The organism is Ferrovibrio sp. (genome assembly GCF_017994015.1).
Taxonomy (GTDB): Bacteria; Pseudomonadota; Alphaproteobacteria; order Ferrovibrionales; family Ferrovibrionaceae; genus Ferrovibrio.
On the sequence record NZ_JAGOLP010000002.1, the window covers coordinates 153,795 to 176,382 of the forward strand.

20 protein-coding genes are annotated in these 22,588 nt (G+C 63.7%); 11 read left to right on the plus strand and 9 right to left on the minus strand.

The window, feature by feature from the left end; genetic code table 11:
* Nucleotides 1-91 precede the first annotated feature (91 nt).
* Nucleotides 92-331, plus strand: coding sequence for a hypothetical protein (locus KBB36_RS02475; RefSeq protein ID WP_290976370.1), 240 nt, complete (start codon nt 92-94; stop codon nt 329-331).
* A gap of 214 nt (nt 332-545) precedes the next feature.
* On the opposite strand, the gene KBB36_RS02480 is transcribed toward KBB36_RS02475, so the two are convergent.
* The 4 genes from KBB36_RS02480 to KBB36_RS02495 all read right to left on the minus strand — a co-directional run bounded on the left by KBB36_RS02480 (nt 546) and on the right by KBB36_RS02495 (nt 3,646).
* On the minus strand, nt 546-791 hold the full coding sequence (locus KBB36_RS02480) for a DUF1902 domain-containing protein (protein WP_290976372.1): 246 nt from the start codon (nt 789-791) through the stop codon (nt 546-548).
* A 122-nt stretch (nt 792-913) separates the two neighbouring features.
* Entirely contained in the window at nt 914-1,627 is a 714-nt protein-coding gene (locus KBB36_RS02485; RefSeq protein ID WP_290976375.1) for a hypothetical protein, read from the minus strand.
* A complete protein-coding gene (gtdA, locus tag KBB36_RS02490; protein WP_290976378.1) occupies nt 1,627-2,691 on the minus strand; it encodes a gentisate 1,2-dioxygenase in 1,065 nt (354 codons plus the stop codon). The genes KBB36_RS02485 and gtdA overlap by 1 nt, the downstream gene beginning before the upstream one ends.
* A 268-nt stretch (nt 2,692-2,959) precedes the next feature.
* On the minus strand, nt 2,960-3,646 hold the full coding sequence (locus tag KBB36_RS02495) for a response regulator transcription factor (RefSeq protein ID WP_290976381.1): 687 nt from the start codon (nt 3,644-3,646) through the stop codon (nt 2,960-2,962).
* Between the two features lie 178 nt (nt 3,647-3,824).
* Here KBB36_RS02495 and KBB36_RS02500 point away from each other — a divergent pair, with 178 nt between their 5' ends.
* Together KBB36_RS02500 and cueR are read left to right on the plus strand one after the other, a co-directional pair.
* On the plus strand, nt 3,825-6,089 hold the full coding sequence (locus KBB36_RS02500) for a cation-translocating P-type ATPase (RefSeq protein WP_290976384.1): 2,265 nt from the start codon (nt 3,825-3,827) through the stop codon (nt 6,087-6,089).
* On the plus strand, nt 6,086-6,490 hold the full coding sequence (gene cueR, locus KBB36_RS02505) for a Cu(I)-responsive transcriptional regulator (protein WP_290976387.1): 405 nt from the start codon (nt 6,086-6,088) through the stop codon (nt 6,488-6,490). The genes KBB36_RS02500 and cueR overlap by 4 nt, the downstream gene beginning before the upstream one ends.
* On the opposite strand, the gene KBB36_RS02510 is transcribed toward cueR, so the two are convergent.
* A complete protein-coding gene (locus KBB36_RS02510) occupies nt 6,487-7,572 on the minus strand; it encodes a DUF2855 family protein (RefSeq protein ID WP_290976390.1) in 1,086 nt (361 codons plus the stop codon). The genes cueR and KBB36_RS02510 overlap by 4 nt on opposite strands.
* Nucleotides 7,573-7,811: 239 nt before the next feature.
* Here KBB36_RS02510 and KBB36_RS02515 point away from each other — a divergent pair, with 239 nt between their 5' ends.
* Entirely contained in the window at nt 7,812-9,776 is a 1,965-nt protein-coding gene (locus KBB36_RS02515) for a PAS domain S-box protein (protein WP_290976393.1), read from the plus strand.
* Nucleotides 9,777-9,788: 12 nt separating this feature from the next.
* On the opposite strand, the gene KBB36_RS02520 is transcribed toward KBB36_RS02515, so the two are convergent.
* Complete coding sequence (locus KBB36_RS02520) at nt 9,789-10,082, minus strand: SCP2 sterol-binding domain-containing protein (protein WP_290976396.1); 294 nt, start codon at nt 10,080-10,082, stop codon at nt 9,789-9,791.
* A 112-nt stretch (nt 10,083-10,194) separates the two neighbouring features.
* On the opposite strand from KBB36_RS02520, the gene KBB36_RS02525 reads away from it, so the two are divergent.
* From KBB36_RS02525 to KBB36_RS02550, 6 genes are all read left to right on the plus strand, one after another.
* On the plus strand, nt 10,195-11,088 hold the full coding sequence (locus KBB36_RS02525) for an SDR family oxidoreductase (protein ID WP_290976398.1): 894 nt from the start codon (nt 10,195-10,197) through the stop codon (nt 11,086-11,088).
* A gap of 3 nt (nt 11,089-11,091) precedes the next feature.
* Nucleotides 11,092-12,711, plus strand: coding sequence for a carboxyl transferase domain-containing protein (locus tag KBB36_RS02530; RefSeq protein ID WP_290976401.1), 1,620 nt, complete (start codon nt 11,092-11,094; stop codon nt 12,709-12,711).
* Nucleotides 12,712-12,745: 34 nt separating this feature from the next.
* Nucleotides 12,746-13,903: an acyl-CoA dehydrogenase family protein gene (locus KBB36_RS02535; RefSeq protein WP_366933163.1), complete on the plus strand. Its 1,158-nt coding sequence runs from the start codon at nt 12,746-12,748 to the stop codon at nt 13,901-13,903.
* Nucleotides 13,904-13,974: 71 nt separating this feature from the next.
* Nucleotides 13,975-15,942: a biotin carboxylase N-terminal domain-containing protein gene (locus KBB36_RS02540; RefSeq protein WP_290976407.1), complete on the plus strand. Its 1,968-nt coding sequence runs from the start codon at nt 13,975-13,977 to the stop codon at nt 15,940-15,942.
* The gene (locus KBB36_RS02545) at nt 15,939-16,484 is read left to right on the plus strand and encodes a GNAT family N-acetyltransferase (protein ID WP_290976410.1); all 546 of its coding nucleotides are present in this window, start codon (nt 15,939-15,941) and stop codon (nt 16,482-16,484) included. The genes KBB36_RS02540 and KBB36_RS02545 overlap by 4 nt, the downstream gene beginning before the upstream one ends.
* A gap of 4 nt (nt 16,485-16,488) precedes the next feature.
* Nucleotides 16,489-17,631: an acyl-CoA dehydrogenase family protein gene (locus tag KBB36_RS02550; protein ID WP_290976413.1), complete on the plus strand. Its 1,143-nt coding sequence runs from the start codon at nt 16,489-16,491 to the stop codon at nt 17,629-17,631.
* Between the two features lie 7 nt (nt 17,632-17,638).
* On the opposite strand, the gene KBB36_RS02555 is transcribed toward KBB36_RS02550, so the two are convergent.
* Nucleotides 17,639-19,360 (minus strand): tetratricopeptide repeat protein, encoded by a 1,722-nt coding sequence (locus KBB36_RS02555; RefSeq protein WP_290976415.1) that lies wholly within the window; start codon nt 19,358-19,360, stop codon nt 17,639-17,641.
* Nucleotides 19,361-19,463: 103 nt separating this feature from the next.
* Between KBB36_RS02555 and KBB36_RS02560 the strand changes: the two genes are divergently transcribed.
* Entirely contained in the window at nt 19,464-19,793 is a 330-nt protein-coding gene (locus KBB36_RS02560; protein ID WP_290976417.1) for a DHCW motif cupin fold protein, read from the plus strand.
* On the opposite strand, the gene KBB36_RS02565 is transcribed toward KBB36_RS02560, so the two are convergent.
* Both KBB36_RS02565 and KBB36_RS02570 read right to left on the minus strand, forming a co-directional pair.
* Complete coding sequence (locus tag KBB36_RS02565; RefSeq protein ID WP_290976420.1) at nt 19,780-20,709, minus strand: AraC family transcriptional regulator; 930 nt, start codon at nt 20,707-20,709, stop codon at nt 19,780-19,782. The genes KBB36_RS02560 and KBB36_RS02565 overlap by 14 nt on opposite strands.
* A gap of 59 nt (nt 20,710-20,768) precedes the next feature.
* A complete protein-coding gene (locus KBB36_RS02570) occupies nt 20,769-22,484 on the minus strand; it encodes a Na/Pi cotransporter family protein (protein WP_290976423.1) in 1,716 nt (571 codons plus the stop codon).
* Between the last annotated feature and the right edge of the window lie 104 nt (nt 22,485-22,588).

Here is a 22,588-nt window from a genome sequence, read left to right on the forward strand (position 1 = left end):
CGTCGCAGGTGGTTGATCCCGCCTTGCACTGCGCCATCGTGATGCCTGTAATATCACCCCACTGCCCAGGAAATGGGCAAGGAGAAGCATCATGCATAGCCGCAGCGACAAGATTTTTGCCATCGGCATCACCCTGGCCCTGATCGGGGCCTTGCTGGGCGCGATCTACATGTCGGTGCGGTTCTGGACCGGCATGGGCGCCGATCTGGAAGATGCCGCCGTGATTCCGATGACCCTGGGCATCCTGCTCAGCCTGGTGCTTGGCGGCATCGTGGTGGGCATCTACCTCTATGGCCGGCGCCAGGAAATCAGCCGCTCGCTGAAGCCATAAAGCCGCCCTGGCTCAAAATGCTTTCGGCAGTCCGGCATCTTTCAAGGTGCCATTGGCCGTATGACGGGATTTTATATCGCCATCGACAGGAAATGTTGTGCCGCTGATCGGGCTATACCAACTCTCTTGATCACCCTTGCCCTGGCGCACAAGATAGCACCAGCCGCTTTGAGGATTTCCTTGACCAGCTTGGAATAGCCCGCCATCCGCCGGCTCAGGCTACGGCAAGCTCGGTGTGGTCGATAGGTGTCAGTGCCAGCCAGTCAATGGCGATAACAATCTCACTCTGGCCGGCATAGCCGCGTGCTTCCAGCACATCCGGCACGATGCTTTGCAGGCGGCTTTGCAAGGCGTCGCGGCTGGCTGCCTCGGTGGTGATGTTCTGCGGCGGACTGGTTGCCACCCAGACCTTCGCGTCATCGTCCCAGACAGCCTGGAATTTGATCTTGAGCACGGCCATGACCTAATCCTTGCAGCGATTGGCGGGGGAAAACAGCAGTTTATACTACAGCCCCGGCGATGTTCTGTATCGGGCATTCTTACCGATCAGAATACACTGCCGTATCAGAATACACTGCCGGATCAAAACACACTGAATGTGTTGCCGGCCAGGCCAAGTGGCCAGCGGCCCTGTTCGTAGAGGCGGAATTTGGCGGCGAAGGCATGGCTTTCGCCATCATCCAGGCCGGTGATCGCCTCGCCCACCGCCTGCACCGCCAGCACCAGGGCGGCCTGATAGGCGGCCTGGGCTGCCGCCTGGCCGGCGGCCTTGACCAGTTCCTCATCCTCCAGCCCAACCCGCGCCACCGCCTCGATCGCCCTGGCCAAAGCCAGTTCGCCGGCGCGCAGCGACACATGATTCAGCGCCACATGCAGGTCATGCACCGGCAGGAATTGTTCGGCCAGTTCCAGCAAAGCCTGATGCGCCTGATCCTCGGCTTGCCAGAGTTCGCCGCTCCAATCCGGATCGGCCACGGCATCGGCGGCCTGGCGCCAGGTGGCGATGCCGCCGATGCTGGTGTCAAAAAAGCCCAAGGCGGCGCAATAATTTTCCGCCTCTGTCAGCTCGGCGGCGGTCAGCGGCCGGCCGGCGGCACCAAACCAGTTGATGCCGGGCAGCAGCTTGGCCAGCCGGGCCACGGCGCGCAGGCCGTCCAGCGCGGCATCGCCTTCCTCCAGGGCCTCGTCCTCGTCCCAGGCCTCGGCCATGCCGAAAGTGTCGGTTTCCGGCTCGTCGTCATTGGCATAGGGCCGCGCGCGGCGCGGGCCGGTATCATCATCCTGCGGACCGGCCATCAGCGGTTACCTCGGCTTTCACGCCACAGGCCGAGCTTTTTCTGCACCGGGCGGTCGGAGAAACTGAACAACACCGCATCGCCATCGGGCGTGTGGTGGCTATGCGGCACCCAGCTTGGAATCACAAAGATGTCGCGCTTGCCCCAATCAAAGCGCTGCTCGCCCACCAGGCTGTAGCCGCGCCCTTCCACCACGCTGAACACGGTGGCATCGCTGCTGCGATAGCTCTCGCCGGCAAAGCCCTTCGGCAGCAACTGCATGAAGCTGGCAATGGTCGGCATGGCATAGTCGCCGTTGGCCGGGTTGATATATTGCATCTTCAGGCCGTGGCAGGGATCCCAGGCTTCCAGGCGGCGCATGGTGTCCAGCGCCTCGCGGGTGCGGCGATAGGGATAGTTGAAAATCGGCGAGGTGCGGCTCTGCGGTTCATAATCCAGCGGCAGCAGGCCAGCGCCATAACGCGCCGCACTGTCGCCGATTGGCCTGGTAAGTGGCTGGCTTTCCGCCGGATAGCGTTCCATGAAAGAGCAATCCAGCGCCTGGATCAGCGGAATGTCGAGGCCATCAAGCCACACCATCGGGCCGGTGGACTCATTGCCGTGATCATGCCAGGTCCAGGATGGCGTGATGATGAAATCGCCTTCTTCCATGATGGTCTTTTCGCCATCCACAGCAGTGAAGGCGCCGCTGCCTTCCACCACAAAGCGCAAGGCGGATTGGCTATGGCGATGCGATGGCGCCACCTCGCCGGGCAGGATCAGTTGCAGCCCGGCATAGAGCGAGGTGGTGATGCGCGATTGCCCGGGCAGGCCGGGATTTTCCAGGATCAGCACACGGCGTTCTGCTTCGCGCGCGGTGATCAGGTCGCCGGCTTCCAGCACAAAGGGGCGCACGGCTTCATACTGCCACAGGGCCGGCTGGCAGGCGCTTTTTGGCTGCGGCAGCACCAGGCCATGCAGCACTTCCCATAGCGGTGTCATCTGCTGCGCGCCGATCCGCTGGTAATAGGCGCGGCGCGCGGCGGATACGGCATCGCTGTCTGAGGTCTGACTCTGCTGCATCATCACGGCTCCCTCTCCGGGCGGCATTGTAACGCTTGCGGCTGCAAGAAAAAACGCCCGGCGGGCTCCAGCTAAACAGAGCCGCACGCCGGGCGTTTGCTCAAACACCGGGCCGGCGGGGGGAACGCCGTCCCTTGAGCAGGGACTGCCGGAAAGGGGGGTTTCCGGCTGCGGCCAGGCGGGGGAAGCCAATGGCCACTGCGAGGGATATGGGGATGCAAAAGCCGCGCTGCAATACGGCGTGGTATGAATTTAAGCTAATATTGCCAGGTCAGGCCTCGGCGCGCAGGCGATAGCCGATGCCCGGCTCGGTTTGCAGCAGCATGGCGCGGCTTGGATTGGGTTCGATCTTATCGCGCAGCTTCTTCACCAGCACCCGCAGCGACTGGCGCTCATGTTCGCCATCATGGTTCCACAATTCCTTGGCGATGGCATCCAGCGGCACCACCTGGCCGGCGCGGGTGGCGAGCAGCACCAGCAGGCGGTATTGCATCACGCTGAGCCGCACCTGGCGGGTCCCCACCATGGCGACGTGCTGCAATTTCGACACGCTGAGCATGCCGGCGCGCACGGTGTCGGTTTCCTCGTTTGCCGCGCTGCGGCGCAGGGCGGCGCGCACCCGGGCCAGCAATTCGCCCAGATCATACGGCTTGGTGACATAATCCACCGCGCCGGCATCCAGCGCCGCCACCTTGTTCTCGATTTCCTCATGGCCGGAAACCACGATCACTGGATAGCCCCGGCGCTCGGGCAATTGCCGCAGCAGGTCCAGCCCGCCCACTTCGGGCATCACCAGATCGAGCAGCATCAATTCAATACTTTCAACGCGCAACGCCTCGGTGGCGGCGGCGGCACTGGCGGCTTCTATCACCCGATAGCCGGCCGCTGAGAGCGCGGTTTTGAGATATTGCCGGTCTACCGGGGAATCATCAACAACCAGGATGTTGGGGCCGGTCATTTATGGGCTCCGTTGCTGATCTGTCACGCGGCAAAGGCATAAATCTTTCATCATAATCACTCATCCTTTAGCAGATGCCGCGCAGCTTTGCTATGCCGAAGGTAGCATTCCGAACCTCTGGCCCCGGTTAAAGATGTGGCTTGACCTTCCCATCATTGGAAGCACTATCTGTTACGGCATGACCCAGATAGCCACGCTCTCCCACTCACCGATTATCTCCCAACCCGTCACCGATCTGACCATCGACGGCATGACCTGCGCCGCCTGTGCCGGCCGGGTTGAAGCTGCCTTGCGCAAAGTGCCGGGCGTGCAGCAGGCCAGTGTGAACCTGGCCACTGAAACCGCCCGCATCGCCTGGGCCGAGGCCGGCAAAACCGTTGGCGAGGCCGCTCTGCTGGCGGCGGTGCAGAAAGCCGGCTACCGCGCCGGCATCCTGCCGCCGGATGAACCGGAAACCGCCGCCAGCCGGCCGGACACGGTGCGGCCGCTGCGCCTGCAGGCGATTGCTGCCATGCTATTCACCCTGCCGCTGATGCTGGATATGGGCGCGATGTGGGCCGGGCAACATGCCTGGATGCTGCCGGGTTGGAGCCAGGCGGTGCTGGCCGGTGTGGTGCAGCTTGGCTTTGGCGCGCGGTTTTATGCCGGGGCCTGGCGCGCCCTGCGCGCCGGCAGCGGCAATATGGATCTGCTGGTGGCGCTCGGCACCTCGGCGGCCTATGGCCTCAGCCTGTGGCAATTGCTGAATGGCAGCCCGGGCATGCTGTATTTTGAGGCCGCTGCCGCCGTGGTCAGTTTTGTGCTGCTGGGCAAATGGCTGGAGGCGCGCGCCAAGCAGCGTACCGGCGATGCCTTGCAGGCGCTGCTGCGGCTCAAGCCGGCGGTGGCGCGGCGGCTGGCGCCCGATGGCAGCGAGCAGGAAGTGGCCACCCGGCTGCTACGCCAGGGCGACCATCTGGTAGTGCGCAGCGGTGAAGCCGTGCCGGCCGATGGTGTGGTGCTGCAAGGTCAGGCCAGCCTGGATGAAAGTATGCTGACCGGCGAAAGCCTGCCGGTGGAAAAGCAGCCCGGCGATGCCGTGGTGGCCGGTTCGCTCAACCGCGATGGCCGCTTGGTGCTGCGCGCCACGGCGGTGGCGCAGGAAACCATGCTGGCGCGCATCGTGCGCAGTGTCAGCGATGCCCAGGCCGCCAAGGCGCCGATCCAGCGCCGGGTGGATCAGGTCAGCGCCATCTTCGTGCCGGTGGTGGTGCTGCTGGCGCTGCTCACCTTTGCGCTCTGGGCGGCGCTGGGTACCGGCTCGATGGCGGAAAATATTGAAACCGCCATCATCAATGCCGTGGCGGTGCTGGTGATTGCCTGCCCTTGCGCGTTGGGCCTGGCCACGCCGGCGGCTTTGATGGTGGGCAGCGGCGCGGCGGCGCGGGCCGGCATCCTGGTGCGCGATGCCGAAGTGCTGGAACGCGCCGGCGGCATCCAGCTGGTGGCGTTTGACAAGACCGGCACGCTGACCGAAGGCAAACCCGCCGTTACCGATCTGCTGCCGCAGCCCGGCATCAGCGAGCATGACTTGCTGCGCCTGGGCGCCGCGATGCAGGCCGGTTCAACCCATCCGCTGGCCGAGGCTTTGCGCCTGCGTGCCGCCGCCGCTGCGATCAGCCTGCCGCCGGCCGGCGCCTTCCGCGATTTTGCCGGCGGCGGCGTTGGCGCCGAAATCGAAGGCCGCGCCCTGCTGCTTGGCAATACCCGGCTGCTGCAAAGCCACGGCCTGGATGCGGCGCCGCTGCGGGCGCAAGCCAAAAGCTTGCAGGATCAGGGCCGCACGGTGTCATGGCTGGCGGATATCACCCCCGGCGCGCCGGCCCGGCTGCTGGGCCTGCTGGGTTTTGCCGATGCGCCGAAAGCCAGTGCCGCCGCTGCGATCCGCCGGCTCAAGGCGCGCGGCGTGCAGGTAGCGATGCTGTCCGGCGATAGCCTTGGCGCCGCCCAGGCGGTGGCAACCATGCTCGGCATCGATCATGTCGAAGCCGAAGTGCTGCCGGCGCAGAAGGCCGAGGCGGTGCGCCGCTTGCAGGCGCAGCATGGCCATGTCGCCATGGTGGGCGATGGCGTGAATGATGCGCCGGCCTTGGCCGCCGCCGATCTCGGCATTGCCATGAGCACCGGCACCGATGCGGCCATCGGCTCGGCCGGCATCACTATCATGCGCGGCGATCCGGCCCTGGTGGCCGATGCGCTGGAGATTGCCGAACGCACTGAAGCAACGATCCGGCAAAACCTGTTCTGGGCCTTTGTCTATAACCTGGTCGGGCTGCCGCTGGCGGCTTTCGGCCTGCTCAACCCGGCGATTGCCGGCGCCGCCATGGCGCTGTCCAGTGTCAGTGTGCTGGGTAATGCGCTCAGGCTGCGGCGCTGGCGGCCGGAAGGAGATAAGCTGTCATGAAAACCATCGGCGAAGCGGCCAGCGCATCCGGCGTCTCGGCCAAGATGATCCGCTATTATGAAAGCATCGGCCTGCTGCCCAAGGCCGGGCGCACCGCTGCGGGCTATCGCAGCTACGATCACGCCGATCTGCATAACCTGCGCTTCATCCGCCGCGCCCGCGATCTCGGTTTCAGCCTGGAGGAAATTGCCCGGCTGTTATCGCTGTGGCGCGACCGGGCGCGCAGCAGCGCCGATGTGAAGGCGATTGCGCTCAAACATGTCGCCGAACTGGATCAGCGCATCGCCGAGATGAGCGCCATGCGCGCCACGCTGAGCCATCTGGCGGAAGCCTGCCATGGCGATGGCCGGCCGCATTGCCCGATCCTGGAAGAACTCGGCAACGAGAAACACTGCGGCTAACTTGGCAGCAGCATCCAGGCTTCGTCGGGCGGCGTGTTGCCGGCCAGCATGCGGGCATAACAGGCGGCAAAGGCCTGCGGGCCATGGCCTTCATGGATATGCAGCCAGGAACGCGCCGCGGCCACAAAGGGCCGCCAGGCAGCATCGATACGTTGCTCCAACCCGGCCCGGCCCCAATCCTGGCCGCGCTGTTTCAGCCTTTCGGGGGCAAAGAACAGCACCGGTTTGGCGCCGGGCAGGCCCTCCATGCTGGCGCGTTTGTCACGATGCGCCAGGCCCACCATCAGGCTGAATTTAAGATTATCGCCGCAATGCCGGTGCAGCGCGTTGCGCACCGGGCCGTTGCCGGCCATGTCAACAAAAGCCGTCGGCTGGGCCGCATCAATTCTGTCCAGCGCATCATACGGCACTACAGCGTCATACAGCCCCAGCCCGGCGACAAAGCCGTGATTGCCAGCCGCCGTCAGCCCGATCAGGCGCGGCCGGTTTGCGCGACCATGCAGCGCATGCGCCAGGGCAAAGGCGGTTTTGCTTGAGGCACTGGAAATCACAATCTGGCTGGCGGCGAAAAAATCCTCGGCGGCGAGCAGGTCATCGATCAGGAATGAGGTGACGTAGAGCGGCTTGAGCAGGGCCTGCAAATCCTCAAGCGCGGCGTCATAGGCCGGGTCGGCGGCGCAACGTGTGTAGAGGTTATAGGCGGCGGCCAGCTTCGCGCGCCCGGCAGTGCTTTCGACAAAGCTGCTGGCGCTGATGCGCCCCGGCGTCAGCACCACATGGCTGCCCATCGGCCAGTAGCCATAGATGCGTTCGCCCTCGCCAAGTTCCGCACAGGTGCTTTCCACAATGCTGGCAAAACCCCAAACCGGCACGCGGCCCCAGGCGGCATCGGCGGCGGGATAGAATTGCCAATAGCCCATGCTCTCGCCCATGCTGGCATAGGTGATGTTGTTGGCGGTGAAGGCGAAACGCTCGATGCGTAGCCGGATTTGTCCAGGCAATAGCGGCGCGGCGGCAGTTTCGGCGATGCGGGTGACGGCAAGATCACTGCGCGATATTTCAAACTGCCATTCGGCTGACATTGTTATGTCTCCCTGTACCTGTTGCCGCCAGATTGGCATGGCGACAAGGCCAGTCGCAATTATCCAGGCGCGATGATCAGCGGTTTTGCCTAAACCTCTGTCATGGATTGCACCATCGTGAAGTTGCCGCTTTGCAAGCAGAAGCTGAGTTAGCAAGAAGTAACTACAGTATTTGAAGGTATGGCGGTACCGTGCGCCGCATGAAAGCAGAGCAAAACTTCAAGCGAAAGGCGCGTGGCGTGAGTCAGAACGAACCTGGCGCTTGCAGCGCCGTGGCGCCAGCGCAGTCTGAAACGAATGCACAGATCCAAGGCCTGCCGGCGGCCGTGGCCGAAGCCCTGCTCGCACCGCTGCTGCACCATGCCCCCTTGGGCATCATGGTGCTGGCCTTGAATGGCGACCTGCTGCATGCCAATCCGGCGTTGCATCAGATGCTGGGCTGGCCGCAGGACCATGCGCCGAAATTTACCGATATCGTATTTCCCGCCGACCAGGAAATGGCGCGGGCGCGCTTGCAGCGGCTGCTGCATGGCCAGGTGATCCAGGATCGTTCAACGATGCGCTGGCTGCATGGCGATGGTGCGCCGGTCTGGGTGGATGTTACCGCCGCCTTGCACAAGCCGGATCAGGGCACCGGTTTTCTGATTTTGCAGGCGCGCGATATTGACGCCCGCAAACGCGCCGAAGCCGCATTGTTTGAAAGCGAGGGCCTGTTTCACAGCGTGATGGAATTTGCCACCATCGGCATGGTGCTGGTGACACCGGAAGGCGATTGCATCCGCGCCAATCAGGCGCTGGCTGATATGCTTGGGTATCAGGTGGCTGAATTCACCGGTTTGAGCTTTCGGCAATTCACCCATCCGGATGATGTGGACGGCACGCTTCAGGTCTACGACCGGCTGGCGCGGCGCAGCATCGACAGCCATTACCAGGAAAAACGCTACCGGCATCGCGACGGGCATTACTTATGGGCGCAGGTTTCGCGTTCGGTGGTGCGGGATCGCGGTGGCCAGCCGGTCTATATCGTGGTCCAGGTGGTGGATATCAGCGAACGCAAAGCGCAGGAGGCGGCGCTCGCCGAACTGAATCTTTATCTGCGCATGGCGGTGGATGCCAGCGGCATCGGCATCTGGTCTTATGATACCTCGAGTAAGGTCGGCAGCGTGGACGACCGCGTCTACCGGATCTGGGGCATCGACAAAGCGACATTTGAAGGTGGCATAGAAGCCTGGCTAAGGCGCGTGCATCCGGAGGATCGTGCCGAGGTTGCGGCTGTTTATGCCAAGGCGCTGCGAGGCGAGGCGCCGCCGCAATGGCAGCATCGTGTGCTGCTGCCAAGTGGCGAAGTGCGCCATCTGCGGGTTGATTATACTGTGCGCCGTGATGCCGAGGGCGCCGTGACCACGGTGATCGGCACCAGCAGCGACATCACTGCGACGATCCAGAATGCCGAATCATTGCGTCAGGCCAAGGAAGCGGCTGAAACCGCCAATCGCGCCAAAACCATGTTCCTGGCCAATATGAGCCATGAATTGCGCACGCCGCTGAATGCCATTATCGGCTTTTCCGAATTACTGAAAAGCGGTGTGGTCGATGTTGCCGAGCGGGACCGGGTGCGCAGCTATGCCAGCGATATCCATGGCAGTGGGCTGCATTTGCTCAACATCATCAACGATCTGCTTGACCTGACCCGTATCGAGGCCGGCAAGTTCAGCATCGAAGAAGGCGAGGTAGAGCTTGGCGATGAGATCAACGATGCCGTGAGCCTGATGCGGCATCAGATCGATGATGCAAAGCTTACGCTCAATTTTGACATTCAGCCGAACCTGCCGCTGCTGCGCGCCGATCAGCGCGGCCTGCGCCAGATTTTGCTCAACCTGTTATCCAACGCCGTGAAATTCACCCCGGCCGGCGGGCGTATCGAATGTGGTGCCGGACTTGACCCGGATGGCCTGTCGCTCTGGGTGGCGGATAGTGGCATCGGCATTGCCGCGCGGGACATACCCAAACTGATGCAGCCCTTTGCCCAGATCGACAATGTGTATCGGCGGCAACATCAGGGCGCCGGGCTGGGCCTGGCCATCGTGCGGGCGTTGGCGCGGCTGCATGATGGCGAGGTGGCGATCAGCAGCGCGCCTGGCCAGGGCACCCGGGTTAGCGTGGTGTTTCCGGCCAGTCGGCTGCTGCCGCGCAAAGCGGTGTAGCAAAAGGCTGGTTCAGCCGAGCAGGCTTTGCAGTTTCATGGCAATGCCCATATTGCCCTTGACCTTCAGCTTGCCCATCATGAAGGCGGTGGTCGGGTCCAGGTCGCCGCTGGCCAGGGCCTGGAAATTCGCCATCGTGATGGTGATGGTGCAATCCGCCTCGGCATCCTCGTTCGACACCGTGTTGTTGTTGCCATCCACAAACACGATGCCGTCATCGCCGAAATCAAACTTCACCGTGGCATTCAGGCCGCTGCCGGCGGCGACGCGGCTGGCCATGGTCTGGGTGATCTGCTCAAGCGACATTGTTTCCTCCCTGGAAATGTGATCCGGCGCGCAAGCTACCTTGACGTTTACGTTAACGTCAAGGTAGCTTTCCCGGCAAAGCATAAGAGGAAACCAGGGAGCGCCGGCTATCATGGCCCATAACGCGGTTACGGCAGGTTACGCATCGGTATTCCGCCCCGGGCTGTTTGACGGCCAGGTGGTGATTGTCACCGGCGGCGGCAGCGGCATCGGGCGCTGCACCGCGCATGAACTGGCCAGCCTGGGCGCCCGCCTCGCCCTGGTCGGCCGCAAGCAGGACAAGCTGGACACTGTGCTGGCCGAATTGCGCCAGGATGTGCCGGAGGTGGTGGCGGCGGGCTGGAGCTGCGATATCCGCGACGAGGCGGCAGTGGCCGCCACGGTGGCCGATATCCTGAAACATTTTGGCCGTATCGATGGCCTGGTGAACAATGCCGGCGGGCAATTCCCGGCGCCGCTGAGCCAGATCAACCAGAAGGGCTGGGAAACCGTGGTGCGCAACAATCTCACCGGCGGTTTCCTGATGGCGCGGGAATGTTTCACGCAATGGATGGCCGATCATGGCGGCGCCATTGTCAATATCATCGCCGATATGTGGGGCGGCATGCCCAATATGGGCCATAGTGGTGCGGCGCGCGCCGGCATGCTGAATTTCACCGAAACCGCCGCCTGCGAATGGGGCGCCGCCAATGTGCGGGTCAATGCCGTGGCGCCGGGCTGGATCGCCTCCTCGGGCATGGATACCTATCCCGACTGGATGGGGCCGGTGATCCGCTCGATGCGCGAGAAAGTGCCGTTGCAGCGGCTCGGCAGCGAGGCCGAGGTTTCCGCCGCCATCGTGTTCCTGCTCTCGCCGGCCGCCGGCTTCATCAGCGGTTCCTGCATCCGGGTGGATGGCGCGGTACCGAATGCACGGCCGAATTATGCCCTGCCGAAACACCGCAAATCGACCGCCTTTGATGGGTTTCACCGTGCCGTGATGCCGAAAGTGTTGCAGGAGGATTGAGCCATGGCGGTGATCCAGTCGCAGATCGATCCGGGCAGCGAATCTTTCCAGAAAAACCGTGCCGAGATGCTGGCGCTGATCGAGCAGTTCCGCGCCCTGGAACAGCGTGTGCGTGACACCTCAAATGCCAAGCTGCCGGTATTCCAGAAACGCGGCCAGCTCACGCCGCGCCAGCGCATCGCTTTCCTGCTGGATCGCGGCGCGCCCTGGCTGGAACTCTCCACACTCTGCGGTCTCAACATGCATGATGATGATGGCGCCGAGAATATCATGGGCGGCGGCTTCATTGCCGGCATCGGCTATGTTTCCGGCATCCGCTGCATGGTCACGGCGTCCGATAGCGGCATCAAGGGCGGCACCATCGCGCCGATGGGCCTGGCGAAAACCCTGCGCGCCCAGGAAATCTGCCTCAAGAACAAGCTGCCTTTGGTCAGCCTGGTGGAATCCGGCGGTGCCAATCTGAATTATCAGGCGGAAATCTTTGTTGCCGGCGGGCAGACCTTTGCCAATCTGGCGCGGCTTTCGGCTGCCGGCATTCCGCATATCACCGTGGTGCATGGCTCTTCCACAGCGGGCGGCGCCTATCAGCCCGGGCTATCCGATTATGTGGTGGTGGTGAAGCAGCGCGCCAAGATTTTCCTGGCCGGGCCGCCCTTGCTTAAAACCGCCACTGGCGAAATCGCCACCGACGAGGAACTGGGCGGCGCCGAGATGCACAGCACAATTTCCGGCGTGGCGGAATATCTCGCCGAAGACGATGCCGATGGCCTGCGCATCGCGCGCGACATCCTGGCGAAAATCCCGTGGAATGAACGGCTGGCGCCGGCCCAGGCGAAAGCCTGGCGCGAACCGCGCTACAGCCCGGATGAACTTTGCGGCGTGGTGCCGGTGGATTATCGCAAGCCCTATGATGTGCGCGAGGTGATCGCCCGCCTGGTGGATGATTCCGACTTTGTGGATTTCAAGGCTTTGTATGGCAGCCACACGGTTTGCGGCCAGGCGACCATCGAGGGCGAAGCGGTCGGCATCATCGGCAATAATGGCCCGATCGATGCCCAGGGTGCCACCAAGGCGGCGCAGTTCATCCAGCTTTGTGACCAGGCCGACATGCCGCTGGTATTCCTGCAGAACACCACCGGCTACATGGTGGGCAAGGAAGCCGAACGCGGCGGCATCGTCAAACATGGCTCGAAGATGATCCAGGCTGTCACCAATGCCCGGGTTCCGAAACTCACCCTGCATATTGGTGCCTCCTTTGGCGCCGGCAATTACGGCATGTGCGGCCGCGCCTATGATCCGCGTTTCATCTTCGCCTGGCCGAATAACCGCATTGCCGTGATGGGGCCGGAACAGGCCGCCGGTGTGCTGGCCATCGTGGCCGAGGAAAAATTCCGCCGCGCCGGCGCCGAACCCGATGCGGCGATGATCGAGGGCATGCGGCAGAAGGTGATCAAGAAGATGGAAAAGGAAAGCACGGCGCTGTTTGCCACGGCACGGCTCTGGGATGACGGCCTGATCGATCCACGTGATTCACGCCGCCTGCTGGCGCTCTGCCTGGCGGCCTGCCGCGATGCTGATCGGCGCCAGCCCAAGGCCAACGCTTTCGGCATCGGCCGCATGTGACAGACAAAACAATTCACGGGAGGAAAACACAATGCTGGCATTGACCCAGGAACATGAAGAAATCCGCCGCAACGTGCAGAAATTTGTTGAGGCCGAGATCAACCCGCATGTTGATGAATGGGAGCGCGACGGATTTTTCCCGGCGCATGAGCTGTTCCGCAAGATGGGCCAGCTCGGCTTTCTCGGCATCAACAAGCCGGAAGCCTATGGCGGGCTGGGTCTGGATTATTCCTATCACATGATGATGGTGGAGGCCCTGGGCCATATCACCTGCGGCGGCGTGCCGATGGCGATCGGCGTGCAGACCGATATGGCCACCCCGGCTTTGGCGCGCTTCGGCTCGGATGAACTGCGCCGCGAATTCCTGGTGCCGGCAATTGCCGGCGAGATGGTAAGCTGCATCGGCGTGTCGGAACCCGGTGCCGGCTCGGATGTGGCGAATATCAAAACCACGGCGCGACATGATGGCGATGACTACGTGATCAATGGCGGCAAGCTGTGGATCACCAATGGCACGCAGGCTGACTGGATGTGCCTGCTGGCCAATACCGGTGACGGCCCGATGCATCAGAACAAGTCGCTGATTGTGCTGCCGCTGAAAACCAAGGGCGTGACGGTGGCGCGTAAACTCGACAAGCTCGGCATGCGCTCGTCGGATACGGCGCAGTTGTTTTTTGACGATGTGCGGGTGCCGCGCCGCCATCTCATCGGCCAGGAAGGCCATGGCTTTGTCTACCAGATGATGCAGTTCCAGGAAGAACGGCTGTGGTGCGCCATCTCGATGCTGGTGGCGCTGGATCGCATCATCGCCGACACCATCGAGTATACCCGCAACCGCAAGGCTTTTGGCCAGTCGATCCTGGATAATCAGGTGGTGCATTTCCGCCTTGCCGAATTGCAGACCGAGGTGGAATTGCTGCGTTCGATCAGTTATCGCGCCGCCGGGCTGATGCTGAATGGCGAGGATGTCACCAAGCTGGCCTCGATGGCCAAGCTGAAGGCCGGAAGGCTGGTGCGCGAACTGACCGATGCCTGCCTGCAATATTACGGCGGCATGGGTTTCATGAATGAAACCCCGATCAGCCGCGCCTATCGCGATAACCGCCTGGCTTCCATCGGCGGCGGCGCCGACGAGGTGATGCTGGGCATCATCTGCAAATATATGGGCACCCTGCCCGGCAAGAAGAAATAGCGGCCAGTAACCGCAGGCGTCATGCGCGGATCAGGTCCGCGCATGACGATAGGAAAAAAGGGGCGTCGTCCATGCCGACATTCGACACCATCCTGATCGCCAATCGCGGCGAGATTGCCTGCCGTGTGATCCGCTCGGCGCGTGCGCTCGGCTATCGCAGTGTGGCAGTATATTCCGAAGCCGATGCCGGCGCGCCGCATATGCGGCTGGCGGATGCCGCCGTGTGCATCGGCGGCGCCGAGGCGAAGCAGAGTTACCTCAATCCCGATGCCTTGCTGGCGGCAGCGCGCCAGAGCGGCGCCCAGGCGATCCATCCGGGCTATGGTTTCCTGTCTGAGAATGCCGCATTCGCCGCCGCCGTTGCCGCTGCCGGGCTGGTTTTCATCGGCCCGCCGGCTGTGGCGATTGCGGCGATGGGCAACAAGGCGGCAGCAAAACGGCGTATGATCGAAGCCGGCGTACCCTGTGTGCCGGGTTATCAGGGCGACGATCAGTCCGATGCCGCTTTGTTTTCCGAGGCGCAGCGCATCGGCCTGCCGGTGATGGTGAAGGCGGCGGCCGGCGGCGGCGGCCGCGGCATGCGCCTGGTGCATGAACCGGCCGCTTTGCTGGCGGCAATCCAGGGTGCACGGTCGGAAGCCGAAAATGCCTTCGGCTCCGGCGAGCTGATCCTGGAAAAGGCGGTGATCGATGCGCGCCATGTCGAGATCCAGGTTTTTGCCGACAGCCAGGGCCATGTGATCCATCTTGGCGAACGTGATTGCAGCGTGCAGCGCCGGCATCAGAAGGTGATCGAGGAAGCGCCATCCCCGGCCGTGAATGCCGATCTGCGCGCCCGCATGGGGGCGGCGGCAGTGGCGGCGGCCCGTGCCATCGGCTATGTCGGCGCCGGCACGGTGGAATTCCTGCTCGATGGCAATGGGCGGGATTTCTATTTCCTGGAAATGAATACCCGGCTGCAAGTGGAGCATCCGGTGACCGAGGCGATCACCGGGCTTGATCTGGTGGCGTGGCAGATTGCCGTGGCAGCCGGTCAGCCGTTGCCGCTGGTGCAGGAAGCCGTGGCGCTTAGCGGCCATGCCATCGAAGTGCGGCTTTATGCCGAGGCACCGCATCAGGGTTTCCTGCCGCAATCCGGCCGGCTGGCGCTGTGGCAGCCGCCGCTCGGGCTGGAGGGTATCCGGGTGGATCACGGCCTTGGCGAAGGCCAGGAGATCACGCCCTATTATGATCCGATGATTGCCAAGATCATTGCCCATGGGCCGGATCGCGCCACCGCCTTGCGCCGCCTGCTAAACGCCCTGGAACAGACCGGCGCGCTTGGCATCACCACCAATCGTGGTTTCCTGATCGATCTGCTCAGCCATGCGGAATTTGCCAAGGGCGCCGCCAGCACCGGCTTCATCCCGCAGTTTTTTGCCGAGATCGCCGCGCCGCGCCCGGATGCCCGCGCCATCGGCCTGGCCGCCGTGTTGTGTTACGCCCGCGCCGCCCGCGCCTGCGGCCACGATCCGGCCCTGGCCTGGTCAAGCAATGGCGTGCTGGCTTCGCCGTTTGAATTGGGTTGTGGTGAGGCAAGCTGGAAGGGTGAAATACTGCCGCTTGGCCCGGCCGGGTATCGTATCATGCTGAACGGTGCCACGCTGGATATCACGCTGCCGGATGCCGGCCGCGCCGTGATTGCCGGCGAGGCGATGGATTTCAGGGCGGTGTTTGACGGCGACGACCTGCTGCTCAAACTCGGTGCGCTGGATCTGCGGCTCAGCGACCAGCTTTATCGCCCGCGTGGCGGCGATGCCGTTGCCGGCGAAGCCGAATTGCGCGCACCGATGAATGGCAGGATTGTTGCCGTGCTGGCCGAGGCCGGCGAGCCTGTAGTGAAAGGCCAGCGTATCGTGATTCTGGAAGCGATGAAGATGCAGCATGAGGTGACGGCGCGGCGCGACGGTGTGCTGGATAGCGTGCCGGTGAAGCCTGGCGACCAGGTGGCAACGCGGCAATTGCTGGCAGCACTGAAGCCGTTGGAGTCTGGCGCATGAATGCAGCCGAAAAACCGCTGCCGGCCAGCATCCGGCCGATCCGCGCCGCTGATCTGGAGGAATTCCGCGCCTGCCTTGATCGTGTGGCGCGCGAGCGGGTGCATATCGCTTTCACGGCGGCGCCCAAGGTGCAGCAGGCACAGTTTTTCCTAGGCAACATGCTGAAGCGCGCTTTGCCCTTTGTGGTGGCGGAATGCCCGATTGATGGCATTGTCGGATGGTGCGACATCTATGTGGAAACCGAGGATGAGCTGCGGCCGGGCTACAGCCATGTCGGCCGCCTGGGCATGGGGCTGGATGTGAAATTCCGTGGCCTCGGCCTGGGCAGCGCCATGCTGCGCGTGGCGCTTGATCTGGCGCGCAGCACCCGCATCGAGCGGGTGGAATTGCAGGTCTATGCCTCCAACGAACCGGCCATCGCGCTCTATCGCAAATTTGGCTTCGAAACCGAAGGCGTGCGGCGCCGCGCCCGCAAGCTGGATGGCCGCTACGACGATGTGGTGATGATGGCGCGGCTCAGGCCGCCACAGATGCAGGATTAGCCCGATGCCGCAAGCCTCGCCCTATTACAGCGCCGAACATGAAGCCTTCCGCGAGCAGCTACGCCGCTTTGTGGCGCGCGAGATCGAGCCTTATGCCGATGCCTGGGACGAGGCCGGCGAATTTCCGCGCGAGTTATACCGCAAGGCTGCTGCCATCGGCCTGCTGCAACTGAATTTCCCGGAAGCTTATGGCGGCGTGAAAGCCGACCGTTTCTTTGCCGTGATTGCCGGGCAGGAACTGGCGCGTGGCGGCGCCGGCGGCGTCTGCGCCTCTTTGCTCAGCCACACCATCGGCGCGCCGCCAATCGCCAAGCTGGGCAGCGATGAATTGAAGGCGCGTGTGCTGCCCGGCATTCTGGCCGGCGAGAAAATTTCCGCTCTCGCCATCACCGAACCCGGCGGCGGCTCGGATGTGGCCAATCTGCGCACAACGGCGCGGCGCGATGGCGATGATTATGTCGTCAAGGGCGAAAAAACTTTCATCACCTCGGGCATGCGGGCGGATTACTACACCGTTGCGGTACGCACCGGCGGCCCCGGCATGGGCGGCATCTCGCTGTTGCTGATTGAACGCGACACACCCGGTTTCACGCGCACGCCGCTGCGTAAGATGGGCTGGTGGGCATCGGATACCGCCACGCTGCATTTTGACGAATGCCGCGTGCCGGCGGCCAATCTGATCGGCGCCGAGAATGCCGGCTTCCTCGGCATCATGCTGAATTTCAACGACGAGCGGCTCGGCCTTTCAGCTTCCTGCGCCGGCTTTGCCCGCACCGCCTATGATGAGGCGGTGGCCTATGCGCGCCAGCGCGAGACTTTCGGCAAACCGCTGATCAAACATCAGGTGATCCGCCACAAGCTGGTGGATATGGCGCAGCAGATTCATGCCACCGAGGCGATGCTGGAAAACATCGCCTGGCGGCTCGATCAGGGCGAAAGCCCGGTGGCCGAATTATGCATGCTGAAAAACCAGGCGACCCAGACCCTGGCCTTCTGCGCCTCGGAAGCAGTGCAGATTTTTGGCGGCGCCGGCTATATGCGTGGCGCCAAGGTGGAACGTATCTACCGCGAGGTGAAGGTGAATGCCATCGGCGGCGGCGCCGAGGAAATCATGAAAGACCTGGCCAGCCGGCAACTCGGCTGGTGAGCCGGCTTCAGCCCACCGGCTCATGCTGCGGATGGGCGCGCAGCCATTGTTCGGCTTCGCGCACCACCTGCGGCGTGGTGCCCTCGCGCATATCCTTGTGGCGCTCGATCAGATGCCGCATGGTTGCGCCTGCCTCAGTGTTTTTTCCCTGGCTTTGCTGCGCCAGGGCCTTGCCCTGCAAGGCGCGGGCGGCAAAGCCGCGCACCATACTGTCCTGGCTGGTGCCGAAATCCGCATCCACGCCATCAAAGGCGGTGATCGCTTCGTCAAGCATGCCCAGCACCATGTAGGTGGTGGCGCGCAAGAGCTGTTTCGATGCCACGCCCCGGCTGCGGTCCGGTTCCGGCTTGGCGCGTTCGGCCTGCAATTCGGCCTCGACATTGCCCAGGGCTTTCATCACATCCATGCGGCCCTGCTGCAACCGATAGGCGCTGGCCTTGGCGCTGGCGGCCTGGGCGGCTATTTCGCGCAATTCGGTTCGCGGGCTGTTGCCCAGCTGGTTGATGGCGCTGTCGAAAGTGGCAATCGCCTCATCAAAACGTTGCAAGCGCAGCAGCACGCGGCCGCTGCCGATCTGCGCCTGGCCAACCAGATCGAGCTGCGGGCCGGGCCGCGCCTGCCCGGCCTTGCGCAGCACCGCCTGGTAAACCGGCAAAGCCTCGGCCGGTCGGCCCAGGGCCTGGAGCAGCGCGGCCTTGTTGAGCAGGGCACGGCCCAGCGGATTGACCAGTCCTGCCTCGTTGTAGCTGTCGAAATACAGCATGGCCAGGTCATAGCTGTCGATGGCTTCCTGGCGCCGGCCTTGATTGCTCAGCGCCACACCGCGATTGACCAGCGCCAATGCGCTCCAGGCACGCGCTTCGGCGGTGTTGGCCAGCATGCCGGTTTTCACCGCTTCGCCATAAGCCTCGATGGCATCATTCGGGCGTTTCAGCTGCTCGGTAAACAGCAACCCCTTGCGGGCATGGGCAATGGTGGTTTCCAGGCGCAATTCCGCCGTGGTGCCGCGGCCATGCTGCGCGATCACTTCATTCAGCATCGCCAGTGCATCGTCCAGCAGGCCACGCTGTTGCAGCGCCCAGGCCAGATGGCGCCGGCTGCGCGCACAGGTGTTGATGCGGCGCTGATCGGTGCTGGTGCAATGATCGGCGATGCTCTGCCGCAGCAGGATCGCGGCTTCGGTGAATTTGCGCTGGTCGATCAGCACCTCGCCCTGAAACAGCCGCGAGGTGGCGATGTGATTTTTGTAAAGATCATCCTTGCCGCTGCCGGCGCTGACCACGGCAGCCTCGAAGGCGGCATAGGCATCATCCGGCCGGTTCAGCACCCGATATTGCTGCGCGATGGACATTTTCGCCGAAATGACAAAACGCTTGAGATTCGGTTCGGTGGTATCACCCCAGCTTTTGACAATCCCCTCATACACGGCAATGGCCTCGGCGGGGCGGCCGGCCCGTTGCAGGGCATTGGCCTTGTTATACTGGTTTTCGATCTTCACCTGCGGATTGGTGGAAAGCCGGGTGGCTTCGTCATAAGCCTTGAGCTGGCCATCCAGCGCGGCGCTGTATTGCGGCACCGGCAGCGGCCTTGTGACAGCTTCCTGGGCTGTGCTGGCCGCCGGGGCTGTGGTCACCGGCCGGGTATCCTGGTTGCCGCTATTGCAGCCGGCCAGGATCAGCAACAACAGCAGCGCAGGCTTGTGCAGGCCGAAGGTAGAGTGAAGGCGCATGGCTGAACCAATGGGGCGAATCGCAATGCTACCAAAGTGGCAAAAAACCGATTATACGGCAATCGAAAGCTGAAAAGCCGCGCCAGCCGCCAGGATTATGACCATGCAGATCAACGAGCTTCCCTTTGGCACCACCGATTGGGCCAGTGTGCCGGCAACCGAGCATCAGGGCGAAACCGGCATGGCCACCTGGCGCACGCGCCAGTTCGGCCCGATCCGGGTGCGGCGGGTGGATTACACGCCGGGTTATCTGGCCGATCATTGGTGTGTGAAAGGCCATATCCTGTTTGTGCTGGAAGGCGAGTTGGTTACTGAACTCAAGGATGGCCGGGTTTTCACCCTCGGCCCGGGCCAGAGCTACCAGGTGGCCGACAATGCCGAGCCGCACCGTTCCAGCACCAGCACGGGCGCCAAGCTGTTCATTGTGGATTGACACCCGTCTGACCCAGGGCGCGGTAGTCGCCCGGGGTGAGATTGGTGGCGGCGCGGAACTGGCGCTGGAAATGCGCCTGGTCGGCAAAGCCGCAGGCATAGCCGATTTCGGCCAGCGACCAATCCTCGTGCAGCAATAGCAAGCAGGCTTCGCGGATACGCAGGCCACGCAGCAGGCCCTGGAAACTGGTGCCTTCGGCAGCCAAGGCCCGTTGCAGGCCGCGCGGGCTTTGCCGCAGCGCACTTGCGGCCTGTTCCAGCCGCCAGCTTTGGGCCGGATCGCGGCCGAGAAACTGCGCCAGTTTCTGCCCTGCCGCGCCCACCGGCAAGGGCGGCGGCTCGGGCAGCCGCTGGCTGATTGCTGCCGCTGCTGCCGGGCGTCGCACCTCCTGCCATGTATACTGCCAGGTGGCATCATCCGGCCCGGCCAGCAAACCCACCTGCTGGCCGCCGAAACGCTCCAGCAAACCCCAGAGCAGGCCCTGGATCAGCAGGTTTTCCGCCCGCACCGGCGCCTGACCGTTCAGGCCCCAGCGTTCCGCCCGCAGGCTGTTGCTGCCGGTAAATGTCAGCCGGGTGCGGTTGCGGGCATGGAAATACCGCTCCAGCCGCATCCATTGCTGCGCCAGCCCGGCCATATCGGCGGCGCGCAGCAAAACTGCCAGCGGCGGTGCAAAACCCTGGCGGCAGATGCCGCGCCCGGCACGGATCAGGGTGGCGGCATCCGAACGCGCCAGGGCATATTCCAGCAGGCGGCGTTTTTGCCCGGCATCCACATGCGCCTGCCGCAAGGCATCGGGCAGCGGGCCAAGATCGGGCGGCAGCAGGGCCGGATTCTCGGCCGCCAGGCCCAGCAGCACCAGCCGGGTGAGCAGGGCACTGGCATGGTTGGGCGGGTTTTTGGCAGGCATGCTCATGGCGCCATTATGCCATGCGGCGCGGCGGCTGCATTGAATGATCGCGCCAGCGGTGCCTGTCAGGCCGGCTTGGCGCGGCCAGGATTGGCATGGCCTGCATTGCCGCTGGCGGCCTTGGTCTCGGCCTCGCGGGCGCGCAGCCGGGTGGCGGTCAGTTCGCCGGTCTGCTCCAGGATCGGATAGGCCACGGCGGTGAGATGGCTGTTGATGCGCTTGAGGTCGCGGATCACATCGAGATGGATGGCGCTGGTCTCGATGCTTTCGGTGCGGCCGGCGGCCAGGCGGCGGTAATGATTCTCGGCGGCCTGGCGTTCGGCCTCGCGCAGGCCGGCCTTCTCTTGCAGCAATTGCCGCGCCAGCTTGGCATCGGAAGCCATGAAGACATTGCAGGCCATTTGCAGGTTGCCGGCGACGCGGCCATGGAAGGCAGCCAGTTCAGCCATGCCCTCGGCCGAGAAATGCAGGCGATGCTTGATCTTCTTGGCCGCCAGCTCCATCAGGTTCTTGTCGATGATGTCGCCGATATGCTCCAGGTTGGTGGTGAAGGTCAGCACATCGACATAGCGCCGGCTTTCCTCGGCATCCATCTCATGCTTCGACAACTGCGTCAGGTAGAGCTTGATCGCCTCATGCAGCTTATCGACCTGATCGTCAGCCTGTTCCACCGCCTTGGCCAGCCGCGCATCGTCGGTTTTGAACACGGTGATGGCGTCGTCCAGCATGCGGCTGACGATATCCGACAGGCGCAGGGTTTCGCGCGCCGCGGCGGCCAGCGCCACGCCCGGATTATCAAGCGCGCCGGTATCGAGATAGCGCGGCGTGGTGGCGTCCTCGGCGCTCGGCGCTTCCGGCAGCAGGCGGCGGCACAGCTTTTCCAGCGGGTTGAGCAACGGCAGGAACAGCAGAGCCAGGGCGATATTGAACGCCGTGTGGAAGTTCACTGCCATACGGGCGCCATCGGCGCCGAACCAGGCCAGCCAGTCGGGCATATAGCGCAGCAAAGGCAGCGCGATCACCACGCCTGCCGCACGCATCAACAGATTGCCCAGCGGCGCGCGACGGGCAGCGGCGGGCTGCCCAGCGGTGCCGGCAAACGGCGCCACGGCGCCGCCGATATTGGCGCCCAGCACCAAAGCCAGGGCCAGCGGCGCGCTGATTGCGCCGGCGGTGGCCAGGCCGGCCAGCATCAGCACCATGGCCAGGCTGGAATGTGCCGCCCAGGTCAGCAGGGCAGCCAGCGCCACCGCCAGCAAAGGTTCCTGCTCCAGCGGCGCCAGCGCGGCGGCAAAGGCCGGCGCGGTGCGCAAAGGTTCGGAAGCGGCCACGATCAGGCGCAAGGCCAGCAGCAGCAGGCCGAAGCCTATCAGCAGCCGGCCTACATGGCGGCGGTTGCCGGTTTCAGTGGAGAGGAACAAAGCCACGCCGGCCACCAAAGCCAGCGGCCCCATCCAATGCAGGTCCAGCGACAAAAGCTGCGCCGCCAGCGTGGTGCCCACATCGGCGCCCAGCATCACCGCCAGCGCCGCCACCGGCGCAATCAGCCGCCGGCCGGCGAAGGAAGCCACCAGCAGCGCGGTGGCGGTGGCGGATTGCAGCAAAGCGGTAACGCCGATACCGGCGGCAAAGGCTGAGAAACGGTTGCGGGTGGTGCTGCTCAGCACCCGGCGCAGGCGGGCGCCAAAAGCCCGCGTCATGCCGGTGCGCACCATGCGTACCCCCCAGAGCAGCAGGGCAATGCCGGCACAGAGATCAAGCAGCAGCGCAGTGGCACCCATCGACGTGAAACACTCCTGACCAAATCATATGTTACAGATTTATGACACGGATTCCTTCATACACCCGTTTGCCTGCACCCCCAAGCGGAAATGCAGGCTGGGCA

What these genes read in the sequence shown, in the direction of transcription:
- KBB36_RS02560 (WP_290976417.1), top strand. Translation starts at nt 19,464, where the DNA reads ATGCAGATCAACGAGCTTCCCTTTGGCACCACCGATTGGGCCAGTGTG.
- KBB36_RS02550 (WP_290976413.1), top strand. Translation starts at nt 16,489, where the DNA reads ATGCCGCAAGCCTCGCCCTATTACAGCGCCGAACATGAAGCCTTCCGC.
- KBB36_RS02485 (WP_290976375.1), bottom strand. Translation starts at nt 1,627, where the DNA reads ATGGCCGGTCCGCAGGATGATGATACCGGCCCGCGCCGCGCGCGGCCC.
- KBB36_RS02500 (WP_290976384.1), top strand. Translation starts at nt 3,825, where the DNA reads ATGACCCAGATAGCCACGCTCTCCCACTCACCGATTATCTCCCAACCC.
- KBB36_RS02570 (WP_290976423.1), bottom strand. Translation starts at nt 22,484, where the DNA reads ATGGGTGCCACTGCGCTGCTGCTTGATCTCTGTGCCGGCATTGCCCTG.
- KBB36_RS02525 (WP_290976398.1), top strand. Translation starts at nt 10,195, where the DNA reads ATGGCCCATAACGCGGTTACGGCAGGTTACGCATCGGTATTCCGCCCC.
- KBB36_RS02555 (WP_290976415.1), bottom strand. Translation starts at nt 19,360, where the DNA reads ATGCGCCTTCACTCTACCTTCGGCCTGCACAAGCCTGCGCTGCTGTTG.
- KBB36_RS02480 (WP_290976372.1), bottom strand. Translation starts at nt 791, where the DNA reads ATGGCCGTGCTCAAGATCAAATTCCAGGCTGTCTGGGACGATGACGCG.
- KBB36_RS02545 (WP_290976410.1), top strand. Translation starts at nt 15,939, where the DNA reads ATGAATGCAGCCGAAAAACCGCTGCCGGCCAGCATCCGGCCGATCCGC.
- KBB36_RS02565 (WP_290976420.1), bottom strand. Translation starts at nt 20,709, where the DNA reads ATGAGCATGCCTGCCAAAAACCCGCCCAACCATGCCAGTGCCCTGCTC.
- KBB36_RS02510 (WP_290976390.1), bottom strand. Translation starts at nt 7,572, where the DNA reads ATGTCAGCCGAATGGCAGTTTGAAATATCGCGCAGTGATCTTGCCGTC.
- KBB36_RS02495 (WP_290976381.1), bottom strand. Translation starts at nt 3,646, where the DNA reads ATGACCGGCCCCAACATCCTGGTTGTTGATGATTCCCCGGTAGACCGG.
- KBB36_RS02475 (WP_290976370.1), top strand. Translation starts at nt 92, where the DNA reads ATGCATAGCCGCAGCGACAAGATTTTTGCCATCGGCATCACCCTGGCC.
- KBB36_RS02540 (WP_290976407.1), top strand. Translation starts at nt 13,975, where the DNA reads ATGCCGACATTCGACACCATCCTGATCGCCAATCGCGGCGAGATTGCC.
- KBB36_RS02520 (WP_290976396.1), bottom strand. Translation starts at nt 10,082, where the DNA reads ATGTCGCTTGAGCAGATCACCCAGACCATGGCCAGCCGCGTCGCCGCC.
- cueR (WP_290976387.1), top strand. Translation starts at nt 6,086, where the DNA reads ATGAAAACCATCGGCGAAGCGGCCAGCGCATCCGGCGTCTCGGCCAAG.
- KBB36_RS02530 (WP_290976401.1), top strand. Translation starts at nt 11,092, where the DNA reads ATGGCGGTGATCCAGTCGCAGATCGATCCGGGCAGCGAATCTTTCCAG.
- gtdA (WP_290976378.1), bottom strand. Translation starts at nt 2,691, where the DNA reads ATGATGCAGCAGAGTCAGACCTCAGACAGCGATGCCGTATCCGCCGCG.